The 18,911-nt window shown below is 65.2% G+C and carries 18 protein-coding genes and 1 other RNA gene; 9 read left to right on the forward strand and 10 right to left on the reverse strand.

Annotation, left to right across the window (positions count from 1 at the left end; all coding sequences use genetic code 11):
• The first annotated feature begins 20 nt into the window (after positions 1-20).
• Positions 21-1,376 (forward strand): DNA topoisomerase IB, encoded by a 1,356-nt coding sequence (locus tag QRM89_RS05565; protein WP_228433620.1) that lies wholly within the window; start codon positions 21-23, stop codon positions 1,374-1,376.
• Between the two features lie 118 nt (positions 1,377-1,494).
• On the opposite strand, the gene QRM89_RS05570 is transcribed toward QRM89_RS05565, so the two are convergent.
• The 4 genes from QRM89_RS05570 to QRM89_RS05585 form a co-directional block, all read right to left on the reverse strand.
• Positions 1,495-2,073: a methyltransferase domain-containing protein gene (locus QRM89_RS05570; protein ID WP_014505967.1), complete on the reverse strand. Its 579-nt coding sequence runs from the start codon at positions 2,071-2,073 to the stop codon at positions 1,495-1,497.
• Positions 2,074-2,991: 918 nt separating this feature from the next.
• Positions 2,992-3,336, reverse strand: coding sequence for a hypothetical protein (locus QRM89_RS05575; protein WP_012436881.1), 345 nt, complete (start codon positions 3,334-3,336; stop codon positions 2,992-2,994).
• A 614-nt stretch (positions 3,337-3,950) separates the two neighbouring features.
• Entirely contained in the window at positions 3,951-4,595 is a 645-nt protein-coding gene (locus QRM89_RS05580; protein WP_285447469.1) for an NAD(P)-binding domain-containing protein, read from the reverse strand.
• Between the two features lie 67 nt (positions 4,596-4,662).
• Positions 4,663-5,109: an Rrf2 family transcriptional regulator gene (locus QRM89_RS05585; RefSeq protein ID WP_285447470.1), complete on the reverse strand. Its 447-nt coding sequence runs from the start codon at positions 5,107-5,109 to the stop codon at positions 4,663-4,665.
• A gap of 808 nt (positions 5,110-5,917) precedes the next feature.
• Here QRM89_RS05585 and QRM89_RS05590 point away from each other — a divergent pair.
• A complete protein-coding gene (locus QRM89_RS05590; RefSeq protein WP_285447471.1) occupies positions 5,918-6,808 on the forward strand; it encodes a pirin family protein in 891 nt (296 codons plus the stop codon).
• Positions 6,809-7,142: 334 nt separating this feature from the next.
• The gene (locus QRM89_RS05595) at positions 7,143-7,757 is read left to right on the forward strand and encodes an NAD(P)H-dependent oxidoreductase (protein WP_057670940.1); all 615 of its coding nucleotides are present in this window, start codon (positions 7,143-7,145) and stop codon (positions 7,755-7,757) included.
• 339 nt (positions 7,758-8,096) lie between these two features.
• On the opposite strand, the gene QRM89_RS05600 is transcribed toward QRM89_RS05595, so the two are convergent.
• The 3 genes from QRM89_RS05600 to QRM89_RS05610 form a co-directional block, all read right to left on the reverse strand.
• Positions 8,097-8,990 carry a LysR family transcriptional regulator gene (locus tag QRM89_RS05600; RefSeq protein WP_285447472.1) on the reverse strand — a complete coding sequence of 298 codons (894 nt, stop codon included), beginning with the start codon at positions 8,988-8,990 and terminating at the stop codon, positions 8,097-8,099.
• A 298-nt stretch (positions 8,991-9,288) separates the two neighbouring features.
• The gene (locus tag QRM89_RS05605; protein ID WP_285447473.1) at positions 9,289-9,594 is read right to left on the reverse strand and encodes an antibiotic biosynthesis monooxygenase family protein; all 306 of its coding nucleotides are present in this window, start codon (positions 9,592-9,594) and stop codon (positions 9,289-9,291) included.
• Positions 9,591-10,268 (reverse strand): type 1 glutamine amidotransferase domain-containing protein, encoded by a 678-nt coding sequence (locus QRM89_RS05610; RefSeq protein ID WP_285447474.1) that lies wholly within the window; start codon positions 10,266-10,268, stop codon positions 9,591-9,593. Before QRM89_RS05610 ends, QRM89_RS05605 begins: the two co-directional genes overlap by 4 nt.
• A gap of 134 nt (positions 10,269-10,402) precedes the next feature.
• Between QRM89_RS05610 and QRM89_RS05615 the strand changes: the two genes are divergently transcribed.
• A complete protein-coding gene (locus QRM89_RS05615; RefSeq protein ID WP_285447475.1) occupies positions 10,403-11,293 on the forward strand; it encodes a LysR family transcriptional regulator in 891 nt (296 codons plus the stop codon).
• 36 nt (positions 11,294-11,329) lie between these two features.
• Here the strand turns inward: QRM89_RS05615 and QRM89_RS05620 are convergent, their stop codons facing one another.
• On the reverse strand, positions 11,330-11,941 hold the full coding sequence (locus QRM89_RS05620) for a TetR/AcrR family transcriptional regulator (RefSeq protein WP_285447476.1): 612 nt from the start codon (positions 11,939-11,941) through the stop codon (positions 11,330-11,332).
• A gap of 130 nt (positions 11,942-12,071) precedes the next feature.
• On the opposite strand from QRM89_RS05620, the gene QRM89_RS05625 reads away from it, so the two are divergent.
• On the forward strand, positions 12,072-13,283 hold the full coding sequence (locus QRM89_RS05625) for an MFS transporter (RefSeq protein WP_343237669.1): 1,212 nt from the start codon (positions 12,072-12,074) through the stop codon (positions 13,281-13,283).
• A gap of 446 nt (positions 13,284-13,729) precedes the next feature.
• On the opposite strand, the gene QRM89_RS05630 is transcribed toward QRM89_RS05625, so the two are convergent.
• Positions 13,730-14,485 carry an SDR family oxidoreductase gene (locus tag QRM89_RS05630; protein WP_228441125.1) on the reverse strand — a complete coding sequence of 252 codons (756 nt, stop codon included), beginning with the start codon at positions 14,483-14,485 and terminating at the stop codon, positions 13,730-13,732.
• A 164-nt stretch (positions 14,486-14,649) separates the two neighbouring features.
• Here QRM89_RS05630 and QRM89_RS05635 point away from each other — a divergent pair, with 164 nt between their 5' ends.
• The 4 genes from QRM89_RS05635 to QRM89_RS05650 all read left to right on the forward strand — a co-directional run bounded on the left by QRM89_RS05635 (position 14,650) and on the right by QRM89_RS05650 (position 17,880).
• On the forward strand, positions 14,650-15,057 hold the full coding sequence (locus tag QRM89_RS05635) for a helix-turn-helix domain-containing protein (protein WP_225042586.1): 408 nt from the start codon (positions 14,650-14,652) through the stop codon (positions 15,055-15,057).
• 114 nt (positions 15,058-15,171) lie between these two features.
• Positions 15,172-15,246, forward strand: a non-coding RNA gene (locus QRM89_RS05640) — sX9 sRNA.
• 510 nt (positions 15,247-15,756) lie between these two features.
• A complete protein-coding gene (locus QRM89_RS05645; protein ID WP_042595475.1) occupies positions 15,757-16,143 on the forward strand; it encodes a BlaI/MecI/CopY family transcriptional regulator in 387 nt (128 codons plus the stop codon).
• Between the two features lie 3 nt (positions 16,144-16,146).
• Positions 16,147-17,880: a M56 family metallopeptidase gene (locus tag QRM89_RS05650; RefSeq protein ID WP_285447477.1), complete on the forward strand. Its 1,734-nt coding sequence runs from the start codon at positions 16,147-16,149 to the stop codon at positions 17,878-17,880.
• Positions 17,881-18,500: 620 nt separating this feature from the next.
• On the opposite strand, the gene QRM89_RS05655 is transcribed toward QRM89_RS05650, so the two are convergent.
• Positions 18,501-18,839: a hypothetical protein gene (locus tag QRM89_RS05655; RefSeq protein WP_285447478.1), complete on the reverse strand. Its 339-nt coding sequence runs from the start codon at positions 18,837-18,839 to the stop codon at positions 18,501-18,503.
• Positions 18,840-18,911 lie beyond the last annotated feature (72 nt).

The raw sequence follows: 18,911 nt of genomic DNA on the forward strand, positions 1-18,911 counted from the left end.
GCACAAACGCCGCCGCAGGCATTGCTTGCGCACGCTGCGTTGCCATGACGTTGACGCGGCCTAGTCCGGCCCGGCCCAACAATCGGCGCCAGCCTTCCGATGTGTGCGCAATGAAAGCCAACCGTGTTCTTCGCAATGCCGCCGTCGCTGCCAGCACCGCAGGCAAGCTGGCCACCGTCGCCACCACTGCGGTGGCCGCCACCGCCGCCGTCACCACCGCTGCTGCGGTGGCCCAGGCCAAGGCCACCGCGCGTGCGGCCGGCCTGGTCTATGTCAACGACCAGCAGCCCGGCATCAGCCGCCGCAAGGCTGGCAAGAGCTTCAGCTACCGGGACGCGGACGGGCAGCGGGTGACCGATGCCGACACCCTGCAGCGGATCCGCGCGTTGGCCATTCCGCCGGCGTATACCGAGGTGTGGATCTGCGCCAAGCCCAACGGCCATCTGCAGGCCACCGGCCGCGATGCACGCCGGCGCAAGCAGTACCGCTACCACGCCGATTGGGCGCAGGTGCGGGGCGAAGGCAAGTTCGAGCGCGTGATCGCCTTCGGCGAAGCACTGCCGAAGTTGCGCCGCCGGCTGCGCCGCGATCTGCTGCTGCCGGGCTTCCCGCGCGAAAAGGTACTGGCCATCGTGGTGGCGTTGCTGGCCGACACGCTGGTGCGTGTGGGCAATGCCGAATATGCGCGCAGTAACCGCTCCTACGGGCTGACCACGCTGCGCAACCGGCACATGGAGTTTCTGAAAGGCGGCCGCGCGCGGCTCAAGTTCCGCGGCAAGAGTGGCCAGGAACATGAGATCGAGGTCGACGACAAGCACCTGGTCAAACTGATCCGCGAATGTCAGCAGCTGCCGGGGCAGTCGTTGTTTCAGTACAAGGACGATGACGGCCAGCTGCAGCCGGTGGATTCGGGCGAGGTCAACGACTATCTGCGCGAGGCGATGGGCGAGGACTTCACCGCAAAGGACTTCCGCACCTGGGGCGGCACGCTGGCGGCATTGCAGCGCCTGGCGCGGCTGCCCTTGCCCGAGCGCAGCAGCGAGCGGGCGCTCAAGCAGGTGCAGAACGATGTCATTCGCGAGGTGGCCGATGCACTGGGCAACACGCCGTCGGTCTGCCGCAAGGCTTACATCGACCCCTGCGTGTTCGAAGGCTGGCGCGCCGGTGAGTTGCAGACCCTGGCCACCGGTGTGCGCGGCGAACGGCAATGGGAAGCGGCCACGCTGCGGTTCTTGAGCGCCTCGCGCGCCAAGGTGCGCAAGGTGGTGAAAGCCGCAAAGTCTTCGGCCACATCGGTCAAGCCAGCCAAGCGCGCGAGCAAGCGTGCCATCAAGCGGCCGACGACGGCGAAGGTGGGCGCACGCAAGGCGGCGTGATGCGGTGCGTGTCCTGGCGTGGTGCCGAGGCAATGGCGGTGTGCATCGCTTCGGCAGGTGCCTTGTGCGTTTGTCGCGCGACCTGTTGTGTGCGCGGTGCGCGACCGGATTGCGCGAATCAGCAGGCGTACGAACGGCGCTGCAGGCGGTAGGTAGTCGCCGGCGGCAGGTTGCGATACGTGCGCCCGATCTTGACCGCTTCCAGATCGAGCTGGTCGAGAATGCAGTCGGGCACCGAGCACTTCAATCCGTAGGTAAACAGATACATCCGGCCATCATCCTTGAGATGCAGGAAGGCACCGCGCACGATCGCCGCCACCTGGTGCATGGGCATGGTCAGCAAGCCCAGGCCACAGATCACCGCATCCACGCGCCCGCCGTCGATGCGCGGCAGTGCTTCCAAGCCGGTCACATCCATCTGCAGCAGGTTGGCGCGGGGGAATCGCTGTTTGAGCAATGCGGAAAACGCCGCGTTGTACTCCAGCAGCACCAGATTGTTTTCCTGCACGCCCCTGTCGAGCATCGCTTCGGTGAACACACCGGTGCCGGGGCCGAGTTCGAGCACCCGCTCGGTATTATGCGAGAGCTCGGAGGTGATCACCGCGGCCAGCGCGCGCCCAGAGGGAAGGATCGCCGCAACCGATGCGGGCGCAGTGATCCATTCGCGAAAAAATGAAGTCCTGTACGAACGCGCCATCAATCCTCACACCCGGTTGCAGAGTCTGGCTCAGGCACCTGCCGCCTACCTTGTGGATGCAGTGTGCCAGCACGCCACGCAAGGCATCCCCGCAAGGATGAGTCCGCCGGCAGTCTGTCGCGGGCGGCGGGATGTTTTCAACCGTTTGTGGCTGGACGGGTGTTCGCGGTGGTGCGTGCGTTCAGTGCGCGCGCGATGTCTTTATAGATTAGCAACGTCGCGAAATGCATCCGCGCATTGGTCACGGCGCTTCCTGTGCGCGGTTGCTGACAGGGCTTCAGAGCGAGCGGCAACGGGCACTGCGGGGCGATGCGAACGCTCGGTCATAAAAGGATGTGCAGTGTGGATGGCAAGCAGAAGACAGGTGCCGCCAGTTGGACGACAGCTCCGCCGGCAACGCCGCACCGTCGCATGTGCATAGGCATTGCGTGGCTTTGCATGTCGGCGCGACGCATCAGCGACCGGCAACGGTCGGGACCATCGGTAAGGATCGGGTGGCTGCCGGAGACACCGGGAAGAGCCAAGCGGCTGCCACAACGGCTCGCAGCCAGAACTTGCTCATGTTGGGCGACACGCCGTCTTGCGCGCATGCGGATGCTGCTGCTTGCTGATGCAGCCGCCCAGCCTCGCTGGCGCTGCGCCAATTTTCGCCTGTCGGATCGTGTGGCACAGCGTTGCTGTGCGCGACGGTCGTTTGGAGAGCACTTCAACGTATCGGCATCAGGCGAACTGCAGGGCCGCAACCTGCGCGCATCGGCGTGGCTTCAAGGCATTCGGACCGATGCGCGATGCGTATGGTCCGCGCGTTGTGCCGCATGGCTTTATCCAATGCCATCGGCGCCCAGCAGACGTATGCGAATGCGCCGCGCTGGCGAGACGCCATGCGGCGATGGCGCGCCGAAGCGCGTGCGGGACTGCTCAGCCGCAATAGATGGCGGTGATGTTGTCGTTCGGGCCGGTCTCGATGGTGAGGTGATCGCCGCCGGTTTCGCTTGCGCCTTGGGCCGGGTCGGCCAGGCCGCTGGCAGTGGTGCCGCCGGTGCTGCGCTCGCCACGGCGCACGCTGACCTGCAGGCTGTCGCTATCCACGCGGGCGCGTTCTACGGTCTGCGCCGCGGCGGCCAAACCAACGGCGCCGCGCACCTTGTCGGTATGGCACTGGCCGGAGATCACGCCATCGATCGGCTGCACCTGCGCAACCTGGTTGGTGCTGCATGCCGACAGCAGCAGGACGGCGGCAAGCGGGGCGAGGGTGCGGACCATGGCGATCTCCAGCGGGAAGAATGGCCGCAAGCGTGAAGGCCGCGCTGTGGGGATCGGATGAAGACGCCGGTGCTTGCGACGCGTGTAGCGAATCGCTGAGCGGATGTCGCGCGCTGGTTGGGGCATCGGTTTGCAGGAGTAGGCCGCCAACCAGTGCGCAGCGTTTGGTCAGGCCGAAAGCCAAGCTCCTACGCCCGGGACGCCCAACGCCTGGTGCGTCGCTCAGCGAGCTGGTTTTGAAGGTCTGGTGCGCATGTCGCCGGTCCAAGCGTCAGGATCGAGACGAAACAGGACGCTGACTGCCGAAGGCAGTGATGCACGAGCAACCGCATCGATACCGGCGACAGCAACCAACGGCACCGGCAACAACCGTATCAGCAACCGCAACTCCACTACTCATCAGTTCCGGCTGCAACGCAGCCACCGCAATGCCCATCGCATATGGCTTGGCGCCGAGCACTGCTCGACCCGGGCCAGATGGAGGGGTTGCCTTATCGCGGCACCACGCAGACGTGCGGTGCCACAGAGAGCTGCGGCGATGGCGTGGCTGTGACTTCCGCAGCCGCGACGGTTGCAAGTTGCCACCGTCGCACTGCCGCTGCCAGCCTTCCAACTCAGAGCTTGACGAAGCTGGCCACCGACAGCGGGCCAAACGGCAGGTCGAACAAGCTGCCGCCGCTGGCCAGGCCGCCCAGGTCGACGCTGGCCAGGTCCAGCTGCGTGATCAGCGCGGCGACCTGCGCCTTGGCATCGGCATCGTCGCCAGCCAGGAAGAACGCGCGTTTGCCTTCGGCGACGTCGAGCTTGGCCAGCAGCTGCGCGTCCAGGTGGTTGAACGCCTTGACCACGCGGGCGCCCGGGACCAGCTCGGAGAACACCACGCTGGAGGGCCGGCCGCCGAGATCGATCGCCTTCAGCCCATAGCCGCCGAGCGGGTTGGACGGGTCGGTGGCGTCCGGCGAATCGGGTGCCACGTCCATCAGCGCGTTGTTGGCATCGATGACGATGCGGCCGTTCCAGTCGGGCAAGCCAGCCAGAGCGGCGGACAGGCTGTGCCAGCGCACCGCCACCAGCACGATGTCGGCCTGGGCGGCCTGATGGGCAGTGGCCGGGGTGATCGAGGGGCCGAGTTCGGCCGCCAATGCCTGCAGCGAGTCCGGGCCGCGGCTGTTGGAAATCATGGCCGGGATGTGCTTGCTGGCCAGGATGCGTGCGAAACCACTGCCGATGGCGCCTGCGCCGATGATGCCAATGCTCATGGTGACTCTCCTAATGTATGTCGTCGACATGACGACATTTAAAGTGAAATGAAGGGGTGGGATTGGACTACTGTTCCAGCGGTAGGGTGAACTTGCCCAGCCGGGCCACGTCGGTCGCGAGCTGGGCCACGCTGACGGCGGCCAGTTGCGCTTCCATTGCCTGCTGCGCGCGTTGCAGCACCGGCTGCAGGGCCGGCAGGATGTGGCCGCCCACCGCGCAGTTTTCGCACGGCGGGGTGCGGTGCACCGCAAACAGCTCGGTGTTCTCCACCGCACGGTAGATGTCCAGCAGGGTGATCTGCTCGGCCGGCTTGGCCAGCAGCGCGCCACCGCCGGCACCGAGCTGCGAGGTGGTCAGCCCGGCAGCCGTCAGCCGCGAGAGCAGACCGCGGACCACCACCGCGCCGGTGTTGGCGCTGTAAGCCAGGTCTTCCGAGCGCATCGGCTTGCCGCCCACGACCGCCAGGGCGGTCAGGAGATGGGTTGCGACGACGAAGCGGGTACTGGTGGTCATGGCGGTCAAGTTGATGTGTTGGCGACACAATTACACTTGATTCAATGCCTGTCAACGCTTTTCTGAAATCTCTGCCGTGGGTCCATGTCTCCCCGGCGTGCGGGGCGCTGCCGCCAGTGTCTGGCAGTGAGGCGTTGATGCGTGCTGTTAGGTGGGTTTTTCATCGCACAGGGCATAATCCACGGTGCAAATGGGATGCCTCGCTTACAGACGCCTTGGAGCTCAGCAGCGTGTACTGCTGTCGCAAGTCAGTGAGGGCGAGCGTGCGGTGATCGGCGACTAGCATCGCTGGAACCCCTTCGCGCTGCGAGCGGATGCACCTGCTTTGCTGCTGTGCTCCGGTAGTGCGATGTGCGATCAGCAATCAGCGGCGACCAATCCCCGGCAATTCGAGCAGATACGCGTGCTTGGCTGCAATGCACCCGGTTGGCGCCAGGCCGCAATCAGCGATCCGCCGTCATGGAACCGCTTCGCACTCGAACCCATGCATACGCTTTCCTGCCGTGCATTCCGGAGTGCCATACCGCGATCAGCACGCTGCGATGACAGCCCGTGACCAGTCGCAAGAAACCCTTTGCAGTGCGAATGGATGCACACGTTTGCGACGCGCAGCAGGCAGCGATGCAACACGCGCTGCAATCCGGGCTTCCCAGCGCCAAGCCGGTTGGCCACTGCCAGCAACCAGTCGATTACTTCGAATAGTGGACGACTCCACTCCAAATCTTCCGTCTAGTCGATCAATGCGGCGGCGCCTAGTCTTTCCCTCACCGGAGCAGACCGCTCCACCAACACCCCGAGGGGAACCGACATGAACGCACAACTGGCCTCCTTCCACGCCGATCCTCTGTCGCAGGGCGCGCCGACCGTGCCGTCCATCGCCCGGCCGCGCCCGGTGGTGTTCCGTACCAGCGGCACCCGCCGCGGCCCGATCACCCGGCTGATGAGCCCGGGCGACCTGGGCCAGCTGGTCAAGCCGTTCGTGTTCCTGGACCTGTTCACCGTCAAGCCGACGATTGGCGGGGCGCCGATGGGCATGCATCCGCATTCGGGTATCGCCACGCTGACCTACCTGATGGAGGGCGAGGTGGGCTACGAAGACAGCACCGGCAAGCACGGCACCCTGCCCAGCGGCGGAGTGGAGTGGATGCGCGCCGGCAACGGCGTCTGGCACGACGGCATGCCGGTGGGCGGCGCGTCGGCGGTGGGTTTCCAGCTCTGGGTGGCGCTGCCGGCCGCCGAGGAGAACGCCCCGGCGCAGAGCCTGTATCTGTCGCCCGAGCAGGTGCCCAGCGTGGGCCCGGCGCGGGTGTTGCTGGGGCGCTATGGCCAGGCGCAGAGCCTGATCCCGGCACCGGCCGACATGACCTACCTCAGTGTGCAGTTGGCCGACGGCGAGCGTTGGCGCTACGTGCCGCCGGCCGGCCACGACGTGGCCTGGATCGCGGTGCACGGCGGGCAGCTGGAGGCGGCCGAAACCATCGCCAGCGGGCACATGGCGGTGTTCAAGGACGGCGAGCAGGCGATCGAGGTGACCGCGGTTGGCCCGACCACCTTCGTGCTCGGCTCGGCGGTCAAGCATCCGCACGATCTGGTGATGGGCCATTACTCGGTGCACACCAACGCGGCCAGCCTGGCCCAGGGCGAAGCGGAGATCCGCCGCATCGGCGCGCAGCTGCGCAGCCAGGGGCGCCTGGGTTGAGCAACGCGATCGGCGGCATGCGTGCCGCCGATCACTGCGCTGCACCCAGGACGGAGCAGCGCACCGTGCTGATGCCATCGCCCGCAGGAATTGCGTCACGCCACGCATCTCAGCCGTGCGCTGCAGTGCAGATGCGTCTTCGCACGATGTAGCAACGGCCTGACGCGCTGCAGCTTGCGCTGCTCTCCGCTTTCAACAGGGTGCTGTGACCATCACCCGTGTGTGCACAGCGCTCCATGACTCACCGCCAGACCACCGCAGCAACGCCTTCGCGCGTTGCCGCACCCCACGCATCACTTCAACCACTTCAATCACTTCCATCAGAGACATCACCATGAAACTGCTCCATCTCGATTCCAGCATCCTGGGCGACTATTCCGCCAGCCGCCAACTCACCGCCAGCATCGTGGCCAAGTTGCAGGCCGCCGATCCGGCGCTGCAGTACACCTACCGCGACCTGGCGGCTAATCCGATCGGCCATCTGTCCGGCGCACATCTGGCGGCCGCGCAAAACCCCACCGGCGACCAGACGCCGGAGCTGGCCAACGACCTGGCGCTAGGCGCGCAGGTGCTGCAGGAATTCCTGGATGCCGACACCGTGGTGATCGGCGTGGCGCTGTACAACTTCACCATCTCCACCCAGCTCAAGGCGTGGATCGACCGTGTACTGGTGGCCGGCAAGACCTTCCGCTACACCGCCGAAGGCGCGCTCGAAGGGCTGGCCGGCAACAAGCGGGTGATCCTGGCGGTGGCGCGCGGTGGCCGGTATGGCGAAGGCTCGCCGACGGCGGCACTGGAGCATGCGGAAACCTACATGCGCGCCGCGCTGGGGTTCGTTGGTCTGCATCAACCGGAAGTGGTGGTTGCCGAAGGCCTGGCCCTGGGCCCGGAGGCGCGCGCTGCCGGCATGGCCGCTGCGCAGGCACAGATCGACGCCTTGCCGGTGTGATCGGGTGCGGGCGGCTGCATGCCGCTCGCAGCAACCGGTTGGCGCGGTGAGGTATCTGCGCCGGCATGATCTTCAGGCAGACACATCGAGCGATTGCATCGCTCATGTGTTTTAAAAAACCCGTGCAAACACCGAATTTATACGCCTTAGCGCAGCGATCAACACGATTGCGCAGCCGCCAGGCGAGCGTGGCTGGCGCTTGGAATCAACATGTACTCGTACACTCCGGTTCCGCACGCCCGTCTGAAGATTGCCGCTACATTTTGTGAGCCGCTCTTGGTCGCAAAACACGCGCAGCAAATCATCGATCACCTAATCAACCAATGCCAGCGCACCGCACTACATCGCATTCAAGCGCGCGCTGACCGCCTCGATAAACGCTGTCACCGCGCGCGGCTGATGCCGCCGGCTGGGATACAGCGCATGCACGCCCTGGCCATTGCGCTGGAAATCCGGCAACACCGTGATCAGGCGGCCTTCGGCCACATCCGGCCAGGTCAGTGCCTGCGGCAACAAGGCGATCCCCAGCCCAGCCACGGACGCCAAGCGTAGCGCGCGCGCTGTATTTGCGGCAAAACGGGTGGGCACCTGCACTGTTTCGGCAAGCCCGGACGGACCTACCAGCGTCCAGCTGACGTGCCCGCTGGGATGCGGAATGCCCAGGCAATCGTGCTGCGGCAGCTCATCCAGGCGCAGCGGCCTGCCACGTGCCTGCAGATAGTCTGGGCTCGCCACTAGCACATCGCGGTTGTCGGCCAGGATCGGCCGCCCCACGTAACTGGAGTCGGCCAGGGTGCCGGCGCGAAATGCCACGTCGATGCGCTCGGCAATCAGGTCCGCACGCGCATCGCTGAGCAAGAATTCCAGGCGCACGCGCGGATGCGCGGCCAGGAAGTCGGCCACCCATTCGACCCGAAAGAAATCCAGGAAATCCGCCGGCGCCGCCACCCGGACCAGGCCCGCGACCTCCTCGCCACCGGCCATCAGCGACTGCCCGGCATCGGTCAGCCCGTCCACCGCATCGGCGCAACGTTCGTAGAACGCCTGCCCAGCATCGGTCAGGGTGAGCTTGCGGGTGGAGCGCTGCATCAGCCGCGTATCCAGCTGCGCTTCGAGCTGCTGCACGCGCCGGCTCACGCTATTGGGCGCGGTGCCCAGCCGGCGCGCGGCCTCGGCAAAACTGCCGCTACGCACGACCTGCACATACAGCGCAATGTCATTGAGGTCGATCACGGCAGGCACACCTTTGTCGGTCTGCGGTGAGTTTAAGCGCGCCGGGGATCAGGTGTTGTGCGTCGGACGGCAGGCGCTGATCAGGCCCGACGCGTCCCTGCATGGATGCGGTTGAACCGGTGTGCAGGCAAGCAAACAGCCAATTACGCATAAGTGCCAACGTCGAGCACGGAGCGCGCAATGCCGAGTAAGAGCGCACTTTCGCGCGATGAAGCCTTCTCGGGAACGCCCCTCGCGCGCAAGCGCGCTCCTACAAAAGCCACGGGCCATCATCCCTGACAGCCCGCATGACAACGGCTCAGTCCAGCGTTTCCAGCAGATCCACCTGCCGGCTGCTCAGCAGCGGCACGATGCGTCCGACCACCAGGCTGCGGTAGTGCGTGGTGCTGCGGTGCGCTTCGATGGCGGCGCTGTCGCGGTAGCGTTCGATCAGCACGATGCACTCCGGGGCCTGCGGTGCATGCAGCACCTCGTATCCGAGACAGCCGGGTTCCTGCAGCGAGTGCCGCTGCAGCTCTGGCAGCAGCGCCACCACCGTGGCGCGCGCGCTGGCAGGCACGCTCCAGCGCGCCACCACCACGATGGGGCGGGCCGGCGCGCTCATGCCTGCACCTGCAGTGCGGCCACCAGTGCGTGCGCAAGCGGGCCGGCAGAGGCGGGGTTCTGGCCGGTGATCAGCGTGCCGTCCACCACTACATGCGGCTGCCAGTCTGCGCCGGCGGAATACAGCGCGCCTTCCTCGCGCAAGGCGGATTCAAGGTCGAACGGCACATCGGCGCGCGCGTAGCCATCTTCTTCGGCGGTGGAAAAACCGGTGACGCGGCGGCCCTGGACCAACGCGGTGCCATCGTCCAGCGTGATGCCCAGCAGCGCGGACGGGCCGTGGCAGACGGCGGCGACCAGCATGTCGGCCTCCCACGCCTGCTTGATCAACGCCTGCACATCGCGGTTCCCGCTGATGTCCACCATCGGGCCCAGCCCGCCGGGCACGAACACCGCGTCGTAATCGCGCACGTCCACTTCGGACAACTTGCGGCTATGCGCCATGCGGCCGAAGGCCTTGCTGTGGCGAAACGCCAGCTGCGCCGCATCAGATGCGTCGTAGCCATCCTCCGGTGCCGCGCCACCGGCAGGCGAGGCGAATTCGATCGCGATGCCAGCCTGCTCCAGCACTTCGACCGGGTGCGCCACTTCCGGGAAAAAGTAGCCGGTGGGGCGCTGATGGGGGCCGATCTGGCCGGCGTTTGTCAGTACGAACAAGACATGCTTGGTGTGCATCGCGCTCTCCTTGAGGGTGATTGAGTCCGGCAGCAGCCGGTGGAGAGACGATAGAAGGCGCACGGCGCGGGCAGTAGACAGCGGGCGGCTGACAGATTGTAAAATTCAGTAAGACAAACGCACTTGAGGCTGCCATGGCTGTGCTGGACGAACTGCGCGCCATGGCGATCTTCGCCACGGTGGTGCGCTGTGGCAGCTTCGCCGCGGCCGCGCGCGAACTTGCGCTGACGCGCGCAGTGGTCAGCCATCACGTGGGCGCATTGGAAGCGCGCTTGGGCGTGCCGCTCGCGTACCGCAGCACGCGCAGTTTCAGCCTGACCCCGGCGGGCGAGGCGTTTCGCGTGCATTGCGAGCGCTTGCTCGACGAAGCCTCGGATGGTTTGCGCGGCATGGAGCTGTTGCGCGCCGAACCGCAGGGCGAAGTGCGGCTCACCTGCTCGCACCATTTCGGCAACAAACGCATCCTGCCCGCGCTATTGGCCTTTCGCCGCCGCTACCCGGCGATCCGCCTGCATATCGCGATGGGCGATGCCAACGTGGATCTGGTGCAGCAGGGTGTGGATCTGGCAGTGCGCGCCGGCCCGCTGCCGGATTCCACGCTGTACGCGCGGCCATTGGTGCGTGAAGCCACCTTGCTGTGCGCGTCACCGGCGTATGTCAAACGCTACGGCATGCCCACCACGGCCGCCGCGCTCAAGGAACACCGCTGGGTGATCTACCCACCCAGTCAGCGGCAGACGCAGATTCAGATCGACGGCGAACGCATCGACATCCCGGTGCAGGGCGACATCGTCACCGACAGCGCGGTGTCACGGCTGGCCTTCGTGCTTGCCGGCGAAGGCATCGCGCGCCTGCCCGGCTACGACGCCGCTGCTCCGCTGGCCGCAGGCGAGCTGGTGCAGGTGCTGCCGCAGGCACAGACCGCGCCGCTGGAGATCTACCTGGTGCATTCGAAAAAGATCGGCCCCAGCGCCCGATTGCTGCGCGACTTTCTGCTGGAGGTGGCGCGCGAGGGTGGCTGGTAGTGGGCTAGCGGAAACAAGCCGTGCGCCAAGAGCCCGCTAGCGGGCGTGCATGTCCCACAGCTGCATGAGTTGCGTAATGGCCGCATCCATCGCCTTGAAGGTTTTGCCGTCCCTGGCGAGCGTGGATAGCCCGAGCATGAAGCTGTCGAACACGCACGTCAGCGCGGCCGCGTCGACGTCCGCTGCAAGGCTTCCATTGGCGATGGCGCGGTCCACGCACGCGCGGATGCCGGCGCGTGTGTGCGCACGCGAGCGCGTCAGCGGGGCAGAGAGCGCGGAGAACTCCTGCGACGGCGTGCTCATGACGCCAAGCGTCACCATGCAGCCCCTGGGATGGCCGCGTTCGCACTGCATCCTGGCCGAACGGCGCAGCGCAAGCTCCACGGCCTGCTTTGGCTCAAGCGAGGTGTCCCACAGGCAGTGGGTCACTTGTGCGTAAGTCGCCAGGTAGCGCTGCACGCATTCTGTGAAGAGTGCTTCCTTGGAGCCAAATGCGGCGTAGAAGCTGGGCGCACTGATGCCGCCGCCGATGGCCTCCTTGAGCTGGCTCAAGGAAGTGGACTCGTAGCCCTGCTCCCAAAACAGATGAAGCGCCTGCTCGACCGCGGCGTCGCGGTCGAAGCTGCGTGGTCTACCCATCTGTGCCATGGCACCCTCCAAGACTGACATCAATACTAGTCGATACAGATATGGTTGACAAACGCAACTGTGCCCGGCCAAATATGTATCGATCGGTATATATCTGTGACCTCCACGGTCCGTCACCAAGGAAAACCCTGTGGCTTCTTCAAACGCATCATCGGTAGACGCGGTGCCCGCGCCGCTGCCCATCGCGGCCCTGTTGGCACTGGCCATGACCGGTTTCATCTGCATCGTGACGGAGACCCTGCCGGCCGGGCTGCTGCCGCAGATGTCCGCAGGCCTTGGTATTACTGCAGCGCTTGCCGGGCAGACGGTCACCGCCTACGCGCTGGGTTCGGTGCTGGCGGCGATCCCGCTGACCATTGCCACCCAGCAATGGCGGCGACGTCATGTGCTGTTGCTCACCATCGTCGGCTTCCTGGTGTTCAATTCGGTCACTGCACTGTCCAACAGCTACAGCCTGACTCTGGTGGCGCGCTTCTTTGCCGGCGCAGCGGCAGGACTAGCGTGGAGCCTGCTGGCCGGTTACGCGCGGCGCATGGTTGCGCCGGAACAGCAGGGCAGGGCCATGGCGATTGCGATGGTGGGCACCCCCATTGCGCTCTCGCTCGGTGTTCCGCTGGGCACGTGGATGGGCGGCCTGTTGGGGTGGCGCACCGCGTTCGGCAGCATGTCGGGGTTGACGGTAATCCTGATCGCCTGGGTGCTGCTGAAAGTGCCCGATTACCCCGGCCAAGCGGCATCGCAGCGCGTGCCGCTGCGCAAGGTGCTCGCCACACCGGGTGTCCGGCCGGTGCTCGCCACCGTGATGGCATGGATGCTGGCACACAATATTCTGTACACCTATGTCGCTCCATTCGCGGCGCACGTGGGTTTGGGCGATCGTGTCGATGTGCTGCTGCTGATCTTCGGCGTGGCGGCACTGCTGGGCATCGCGGTGACCGGCAAGCTGGTGGAACGCCACCTGCGCCGCACCGTGCTGATTTCGTTGGCGACGTTCTTCGCCATCTGCGTGGTGTTGATCGTGCTGCAGGACATGCAGCCGGTGGTCTACGCCTGCGTGGCGGTCTGGGGGCTGACCTTCGGCGGTGCGGCAACCCTGTTGCAGACCGCGCTTGCCGACAGCGCGGGTGAGGGGGCCGATGTTGCGTTGTCGCTCAATGTCGTGGCCTGGAACAGCGTCATCGCCGGCGGCGGTGTGATGGGCGGCGTGCTGCTGAACCACTGGGGCGCGCAGAGCTTTCCCGCGGCCATGGCCGTGGTGCTGGCGATTGGATGGTGCATTGCCTGGCGCGCGCGGCGCCACGGCTTTGCTGCGGGCACGCGTTCAGCGGTTGCGGGCCATTGAGGTTCCGCTGTGAGTGAGGGCATCCGCGAAGTAGCGAGGAGCGTCCGCGCAGCGGACTGGGCGTTGGCGCGCAGAAGCTGGTGACGCAGAGGCATCAGTATTGCCACCGTCGGTTGGAGTCGCGCAGGCACTTGTTCGTCGACGGTATGCGGGTGTTTCTCCAGCTGCGTGGTCGTGCAGCGGCGCAGCATCGCGGCATCGGACTCGGCGTGGGAATGCAGTTGTCCAAATACCAAGGCCTTGCGCGTAGAGGCTGCTGGTCGCCGGCCGCCGCCGTGTGCGCTCGCCATCATCGACAACACGGCTCTGCTTGGTCGCATATCAGCGCGTGGTTCGTCCCAGGCTGTTGCGATAGCAGATGGCTCCGCCGGTGTGTGGCCGGCGGAGCCATCTGCCGCGCTGTGCACTACACAGCATCACGGCATTCACGTACAAACTAGCGTTGGTTACGCCTGCTCGGTCGGCACGACATATAGCTCGGCAATATTCACGTGGGCCGGCGCCTGCACCGCAAACAGCACGGTTTCCGCAATATCGGAGGGGTCCAGGGCGCGCAGCGATCCTGCAAATCCCGCCATCATGGCCTGGTATTCCTCGCTGCTGGTCTGGGCAAACAGTTCAGTCGCCACTGCCCCGGGTTGAATGCTGGTCACCCGAATATTGTGCTTCTTGCCGACCTCGGTTCTCAGGCTTTCGGTAAAGGCGGTCACGGCATACTTGGTTGCGGAATAAACCGCAAATCCAGGCCCCAGCAGCTTGCGCCCTGCGACCGACGAGGTATTGATGATATGGCCGGAATGCTGCTTGATTAACTGTGGAAGCACCGCTGCGGTGACATGCAGTACGCCCTTGAGGTTAACGTCGACCATCTGGTTCCATTCGTCGGTCAGCAGATCTTCGACGTTGGACAGCGGCATGAGCCCGGCATTATTGAACACGATATCGATCGCACCATACGCATCCAGCAATGCTTTGACGCCCGCGTCGACGGAGTGCTTGTTGGCAACATCCATTTCCAATACCAATGCGTGCCCACCCTGGCTCTCGATCTCGGTTTTCAGAGCCTCCAGCCGATCTGCGCGCCGCGCTGCAAGTCCCACCTTGACGCCTGCCTTGGCCAGCCTGAGTGCAGTCGCGCTGCCGATGCCACTGGATGCGCCAGTGATGAGTGCAACTTTTCCGCTGATCTCGATATTCGTCATTTAGATAGTCTCTGGAGAGGTAAATAGCCTGAGTAACGCTTCCGGGGAAGTAACGGGCAATGTCGGCATGCGGTTCTAACGTCATGGCATAACTGAGCGCCCGAGGTGACAGAGAATATCTGTTCTATACTAGGTTTCAATTACGCACCTTGAAGGTACTAGATATGGTCGACGATACCGACAGGGTCTGTAGCCTCGGCAGAGTCGAGGACATCCGTGTTGCCCTGGATCCGATCGCTAACAAATGGTCGATCATGATCCTCACCGTTCTTTGTATGGGTCCCACGCGCTTCAATGACATCAAACGGCGCCTGGGCGGTGTGACCCATAAGTCGCTGACCGATTCGCTGCGTCGGCTCCAGCGCGTGGGTCTGATCAAGCGTCAAGTGATTTCTTCCTCGCCAGTGGCTGTTCAATACGAACGTACCGAGCTTGGGAAAACTCTCGAAGGCCCACTTCTCGGCTTGCTGCATTGGTGCGACGTGCACGCGGACGACATCGCTGCAGCAGAGGCACGTTATGTATCCAACGAGGCAGTCATCGAAAATGCGGAGCCAGTGGCCGACTACTGATGCGCAGCACGTTGATTGCATGGTATGACCAGGCAGCGTTGCAGCAGACCTTAGAGCAGCTATCAGAACTACTGCGCAGCCGCCAGGCGGGCGCGGCCGGTGCTCGGAATCGGCATGTACCCCCGTACACTCCGGTTCCTCCGCGCCGTCCGCACCCACCTGACGGCTGCTCGCTACGTTTTGTTAGCCGCTCTTAGTGCGACGTGGCGACCAGAGTGCGGCGGCTACGACATCACGTCAGCGATTGAATTGAACGGTGGCAGGGAACATCCGCCGACAGCGCGGTGGTGAAGCGCTGACCTGATGAATATTTGCACGCGGGCAACGCAGCAAGCCCGCAGTGGATGTAGCAAATAGTGCCTTCCAGTTAGAGAGCCTTTGCAAAACAGGCAGGCATCGAACCCGTGGTTTCTTTCGCGCGCGCACACGCTGCAGGGCATCTTTGACTCGCGCGTGACTTGTACTCGCCCATCCAGCCGTATTGGCCGAGGCTAGGGGAACTTAAGACCGTAGCAGTCGCTTTGCACTGCCACTGAGCAGTCGTTGCGCCACTTACGCCCGCAGGCTCGCGCACAGCAACGCCGGTCGACCTTGCTGTCATCTCCTGCCCAACCCACCAACGGCACCCTGCCATCCGACCTATTGACTACAGCTGTCGTCAGGCCTAGCGTAGCGACAACTGTAGTCAGGGAGTCGGACATGCGCGGCAAGACCATCGGGGACCAGGAGCTGGCCCTGCTGCAATACATCGAGGAGCAGCGGCACGCCAGTGTCGGTGAGGTGGCTGCGGCGTTCGGCGAGCCGCGTGGGCTGGCGCGCTCGACCGTGTTGACCATGATGGAGCGACTGCGCACCAAGGGGTTCCTGCGGCGCAAGCAGGTCGACGGGATGTACCGCTACAGCGCCACCGCTGGCCAGGACGATGTGGTGCGCGGGGCGGTGGGGCAGTTTGTGGAAAAGACCCTGCAGGGGTCGGTATCGCCGTTCGTGGCGTGGATGTCGCAACGCGCCGAAGTCAGCGATGCCGAACTGGCTGAACTCGAAGCATTGGTTGCCAAGCTGCAATCGCAGCGCAAGGAGGATTGAGTCATGTCGCCCCTGATCGAAGCGGTGTTATGGAAGCTTGGCGCCACCAGCGTGCAGACCGCGGTGCTGGTGTTGGTGGTGTGGGCGCTGTGTCGCGGCGTGCGCCGTCTGCCGGCGGCCACGCAAACCTGGTTGTGGTGGTTGGTGGGTGTGCAGGCGCTGGTTGGCTTGGTATGGAGCAGCCCGGTGCAGCTGCCGGTGCTGCCAGCGCATCACCTGACCACTGCGCTGGGTTCGGCCGACAGCCTGGCCCCGATGGCAACCGCCGCCGCGGCATCCACGGCCGCACATGCTAGCGCCACCGCGCAGGTGATGCAGGTCGGCGCCTGGCCCACCGTTGCGATGGCATTGCTGGCGCTGTGGGTGGCGGGCGTGCTGGTGCTGGCTGCCGGCACGGCGCGCGCCTATCTGCGCAGCCGTGCATTGGTGCGTGCGGCCGAGCCCTGCACCGACCACGCCTTGGTGCAGGCGTTGCAGATGGCCTCCGAAGCGCATGGCTTATCGCGCCCGCCGGCCCTGCGGTTGTCATCGCAGATCGATTCGCCGCAGTTGATCGGCCCGTGGCAACCGGTGTTGCTGTTGCCTGCTGCACGTCTGCCGCACATGGCCGATGACGATCTGGACATGGCGCTGACCCACGAGTTGATCCATCTGCGCCGTGGCGATCTGTGGTGGGGCTTGCTACCGGCATTGGCGCAGCACCTGTTCTTCTTCCACCCGCTGGTGCATCTGGCCGCGCGCGAATATGGCATCGCCCGCGAAGCCGCTTGCGATGCTGCCGTGGTCGCCGGGCACCGCCATTGCCGCCACGAGTACGGCCGCTTGTTGCTGCAACTGGGTGTGGCGCCGCGCCCACGCGGTGGCGTGGCGAGCGCGTCGCCCTCGTTTATCAGTTTGAAGCGCAGGCTGTCGATGTTGCAGGACACCCGCGCGTTTCCACGGCTGGCCGCCGCGGTGATTTTGGCCACAGTAGCGGTGTGCGGTGTGCTGCCGCTGCGTCTGGTGGCCAAGCCGGTACCGGTGACGTCTCCGCGCATGCAGCCGGTTGTGGTCACTGCCCCGGCAGCAGCACGCGCTGCACGCGCACAGGTCACCACTGCAGACGCTGCAGCACCGATGACCGCGTTGCCTGCACCGGCGCTGCCGGCTGCGCCCGCGGAAGCGGCCGCCCCTGCCACGCACGGTGTCATCGCCGATGTGCTGGGTGCCGAGCCGCTGCATGACGCGGATGCGGACCCAGCGGACAGCGGCTGGAATCTCGACCTGGACCGCATCCGCCGCGATGCCACCCGTGGCGCGCAAGCCGCGGTGCACGACGCGCTCGCTGCCAACAACCAGGACCTTGAGATGCAGCACGAGCGGATGCAGGAAGCACAGGACGCATTACAGGAAGCACGCGAACAACTGGCCTCGTTGGGCCCGGAATTGGCCCAAGCCAAACAGGACGCGCAACAGCAAGCACGCGAAGCCGAGCAACAGATTCGCGAAGTGGCGCAGCAGCATCGTCAGGCGCAATACGCGTATGCCGCTGCGATGCGCCAAGCAGACGCGCTGTCGCGGCAGCAGGTCGAAATGGCCAAGCAGGCCGCGCGTCAGGGCCGCGCTGAAGCCGAACGCGGGCAACGGGAAGCGGCACAAGCGCAACGCGAGGCAGCGCAGGCGCAGGTAGAGGCCGAAAAAGCGCAAGTCGAGGCAGACCACGCGCAAGCAGAAGCAGAACGGGCGAAGAACAGCTAGGAGCCATCGACGACACGACTGCGCTTACCGTCAGGCGGGTGCGGTCGGTACCAGGAGCCGGCATGGACCTGGCGCAGGTTTTGGCGACGAATCCCTTCATAGCCTGCTAAGAGCAGCTATCAAAACGACTGCGCACCCACCGCGCGGTGAGCGCAGTCTTCTTCATTGCGCTTCAGCGCAGTGCCTGACGCCAAGCACCTGCCGGCGCAATGGGCTGGTATCGCATCGGTCAAGGTAGTACCTGCTTCACCACGGGCCCGCCACAGCCCGGCATTTCCTGAGTCTGGACGCCTGCAGCGTCGGCAACGCCGTGGCCGTGTATTCGCAGTTCTTGATCCGCCTGCGCAGTCAAGCAGGCACCCGTTGCACGTTGAGGAGATCGCAGATGCATCAAGTCACAGTGTCACGTCGCTGCGTAGCGCTCTAACGCAGAGCGTTACACGCACCACCTGAAGTCAAGGCAGGCCACGCCACCGGCTTGCCCGCCGATCCACCGATGAACCGAGTTTCGACGCCCACAGCGTCGGCAACGCCGTGGGCGCGCGTTTGTTGTTCCCCAATCCGCCGGCGCATGCGTGCAGGCGGAACCAACCTTTCAAGGAAATTGCACATGCGCCAGATCAACCTTCTACGGCGGTACCTGCGTGATGCAGTGCTACTGGCACTCGGTGCGTTCGCCGCACCTGCAGCGATGGCGACACCGCTTGCGCCTGCGTCGTTGGCAAGCGCGGCACCCGCCGCCGCCGCCGCGCCGTTGCCGCCAGCGTCGGCAGTGTCGCCCAGCGCCACAGCGCGAACTGCAGCACCGGCTGCTCCGGAACCAGCAGTTCGCGCTGCATCGCCAGGACCTTCGGCGCGCGCACGCCCCGCCCAACCTGTTGCGCCTTCTGTACCGGCCGCACCCATCGCACCCGCAGCATCACCGCATCCGCATCCGCATCCGCATCCGCCGGCGCCACCCGCGCCTGTCTCATCTGCGACGCAAGCGGCGCACCCCTTCATCGTTTCGCGGCCGCGCCAGGTTGCACGGC

Source organism: Xanthomonas sp. LMC-A-07 (assembly GCF_030208825.1).
GTDB lineage: Bacteria > Pseudomonadota > Gammaproteobacteria > Xanthomonadales > Xanthomonadaceae > Xanthomonas > Xanthomonas campestris.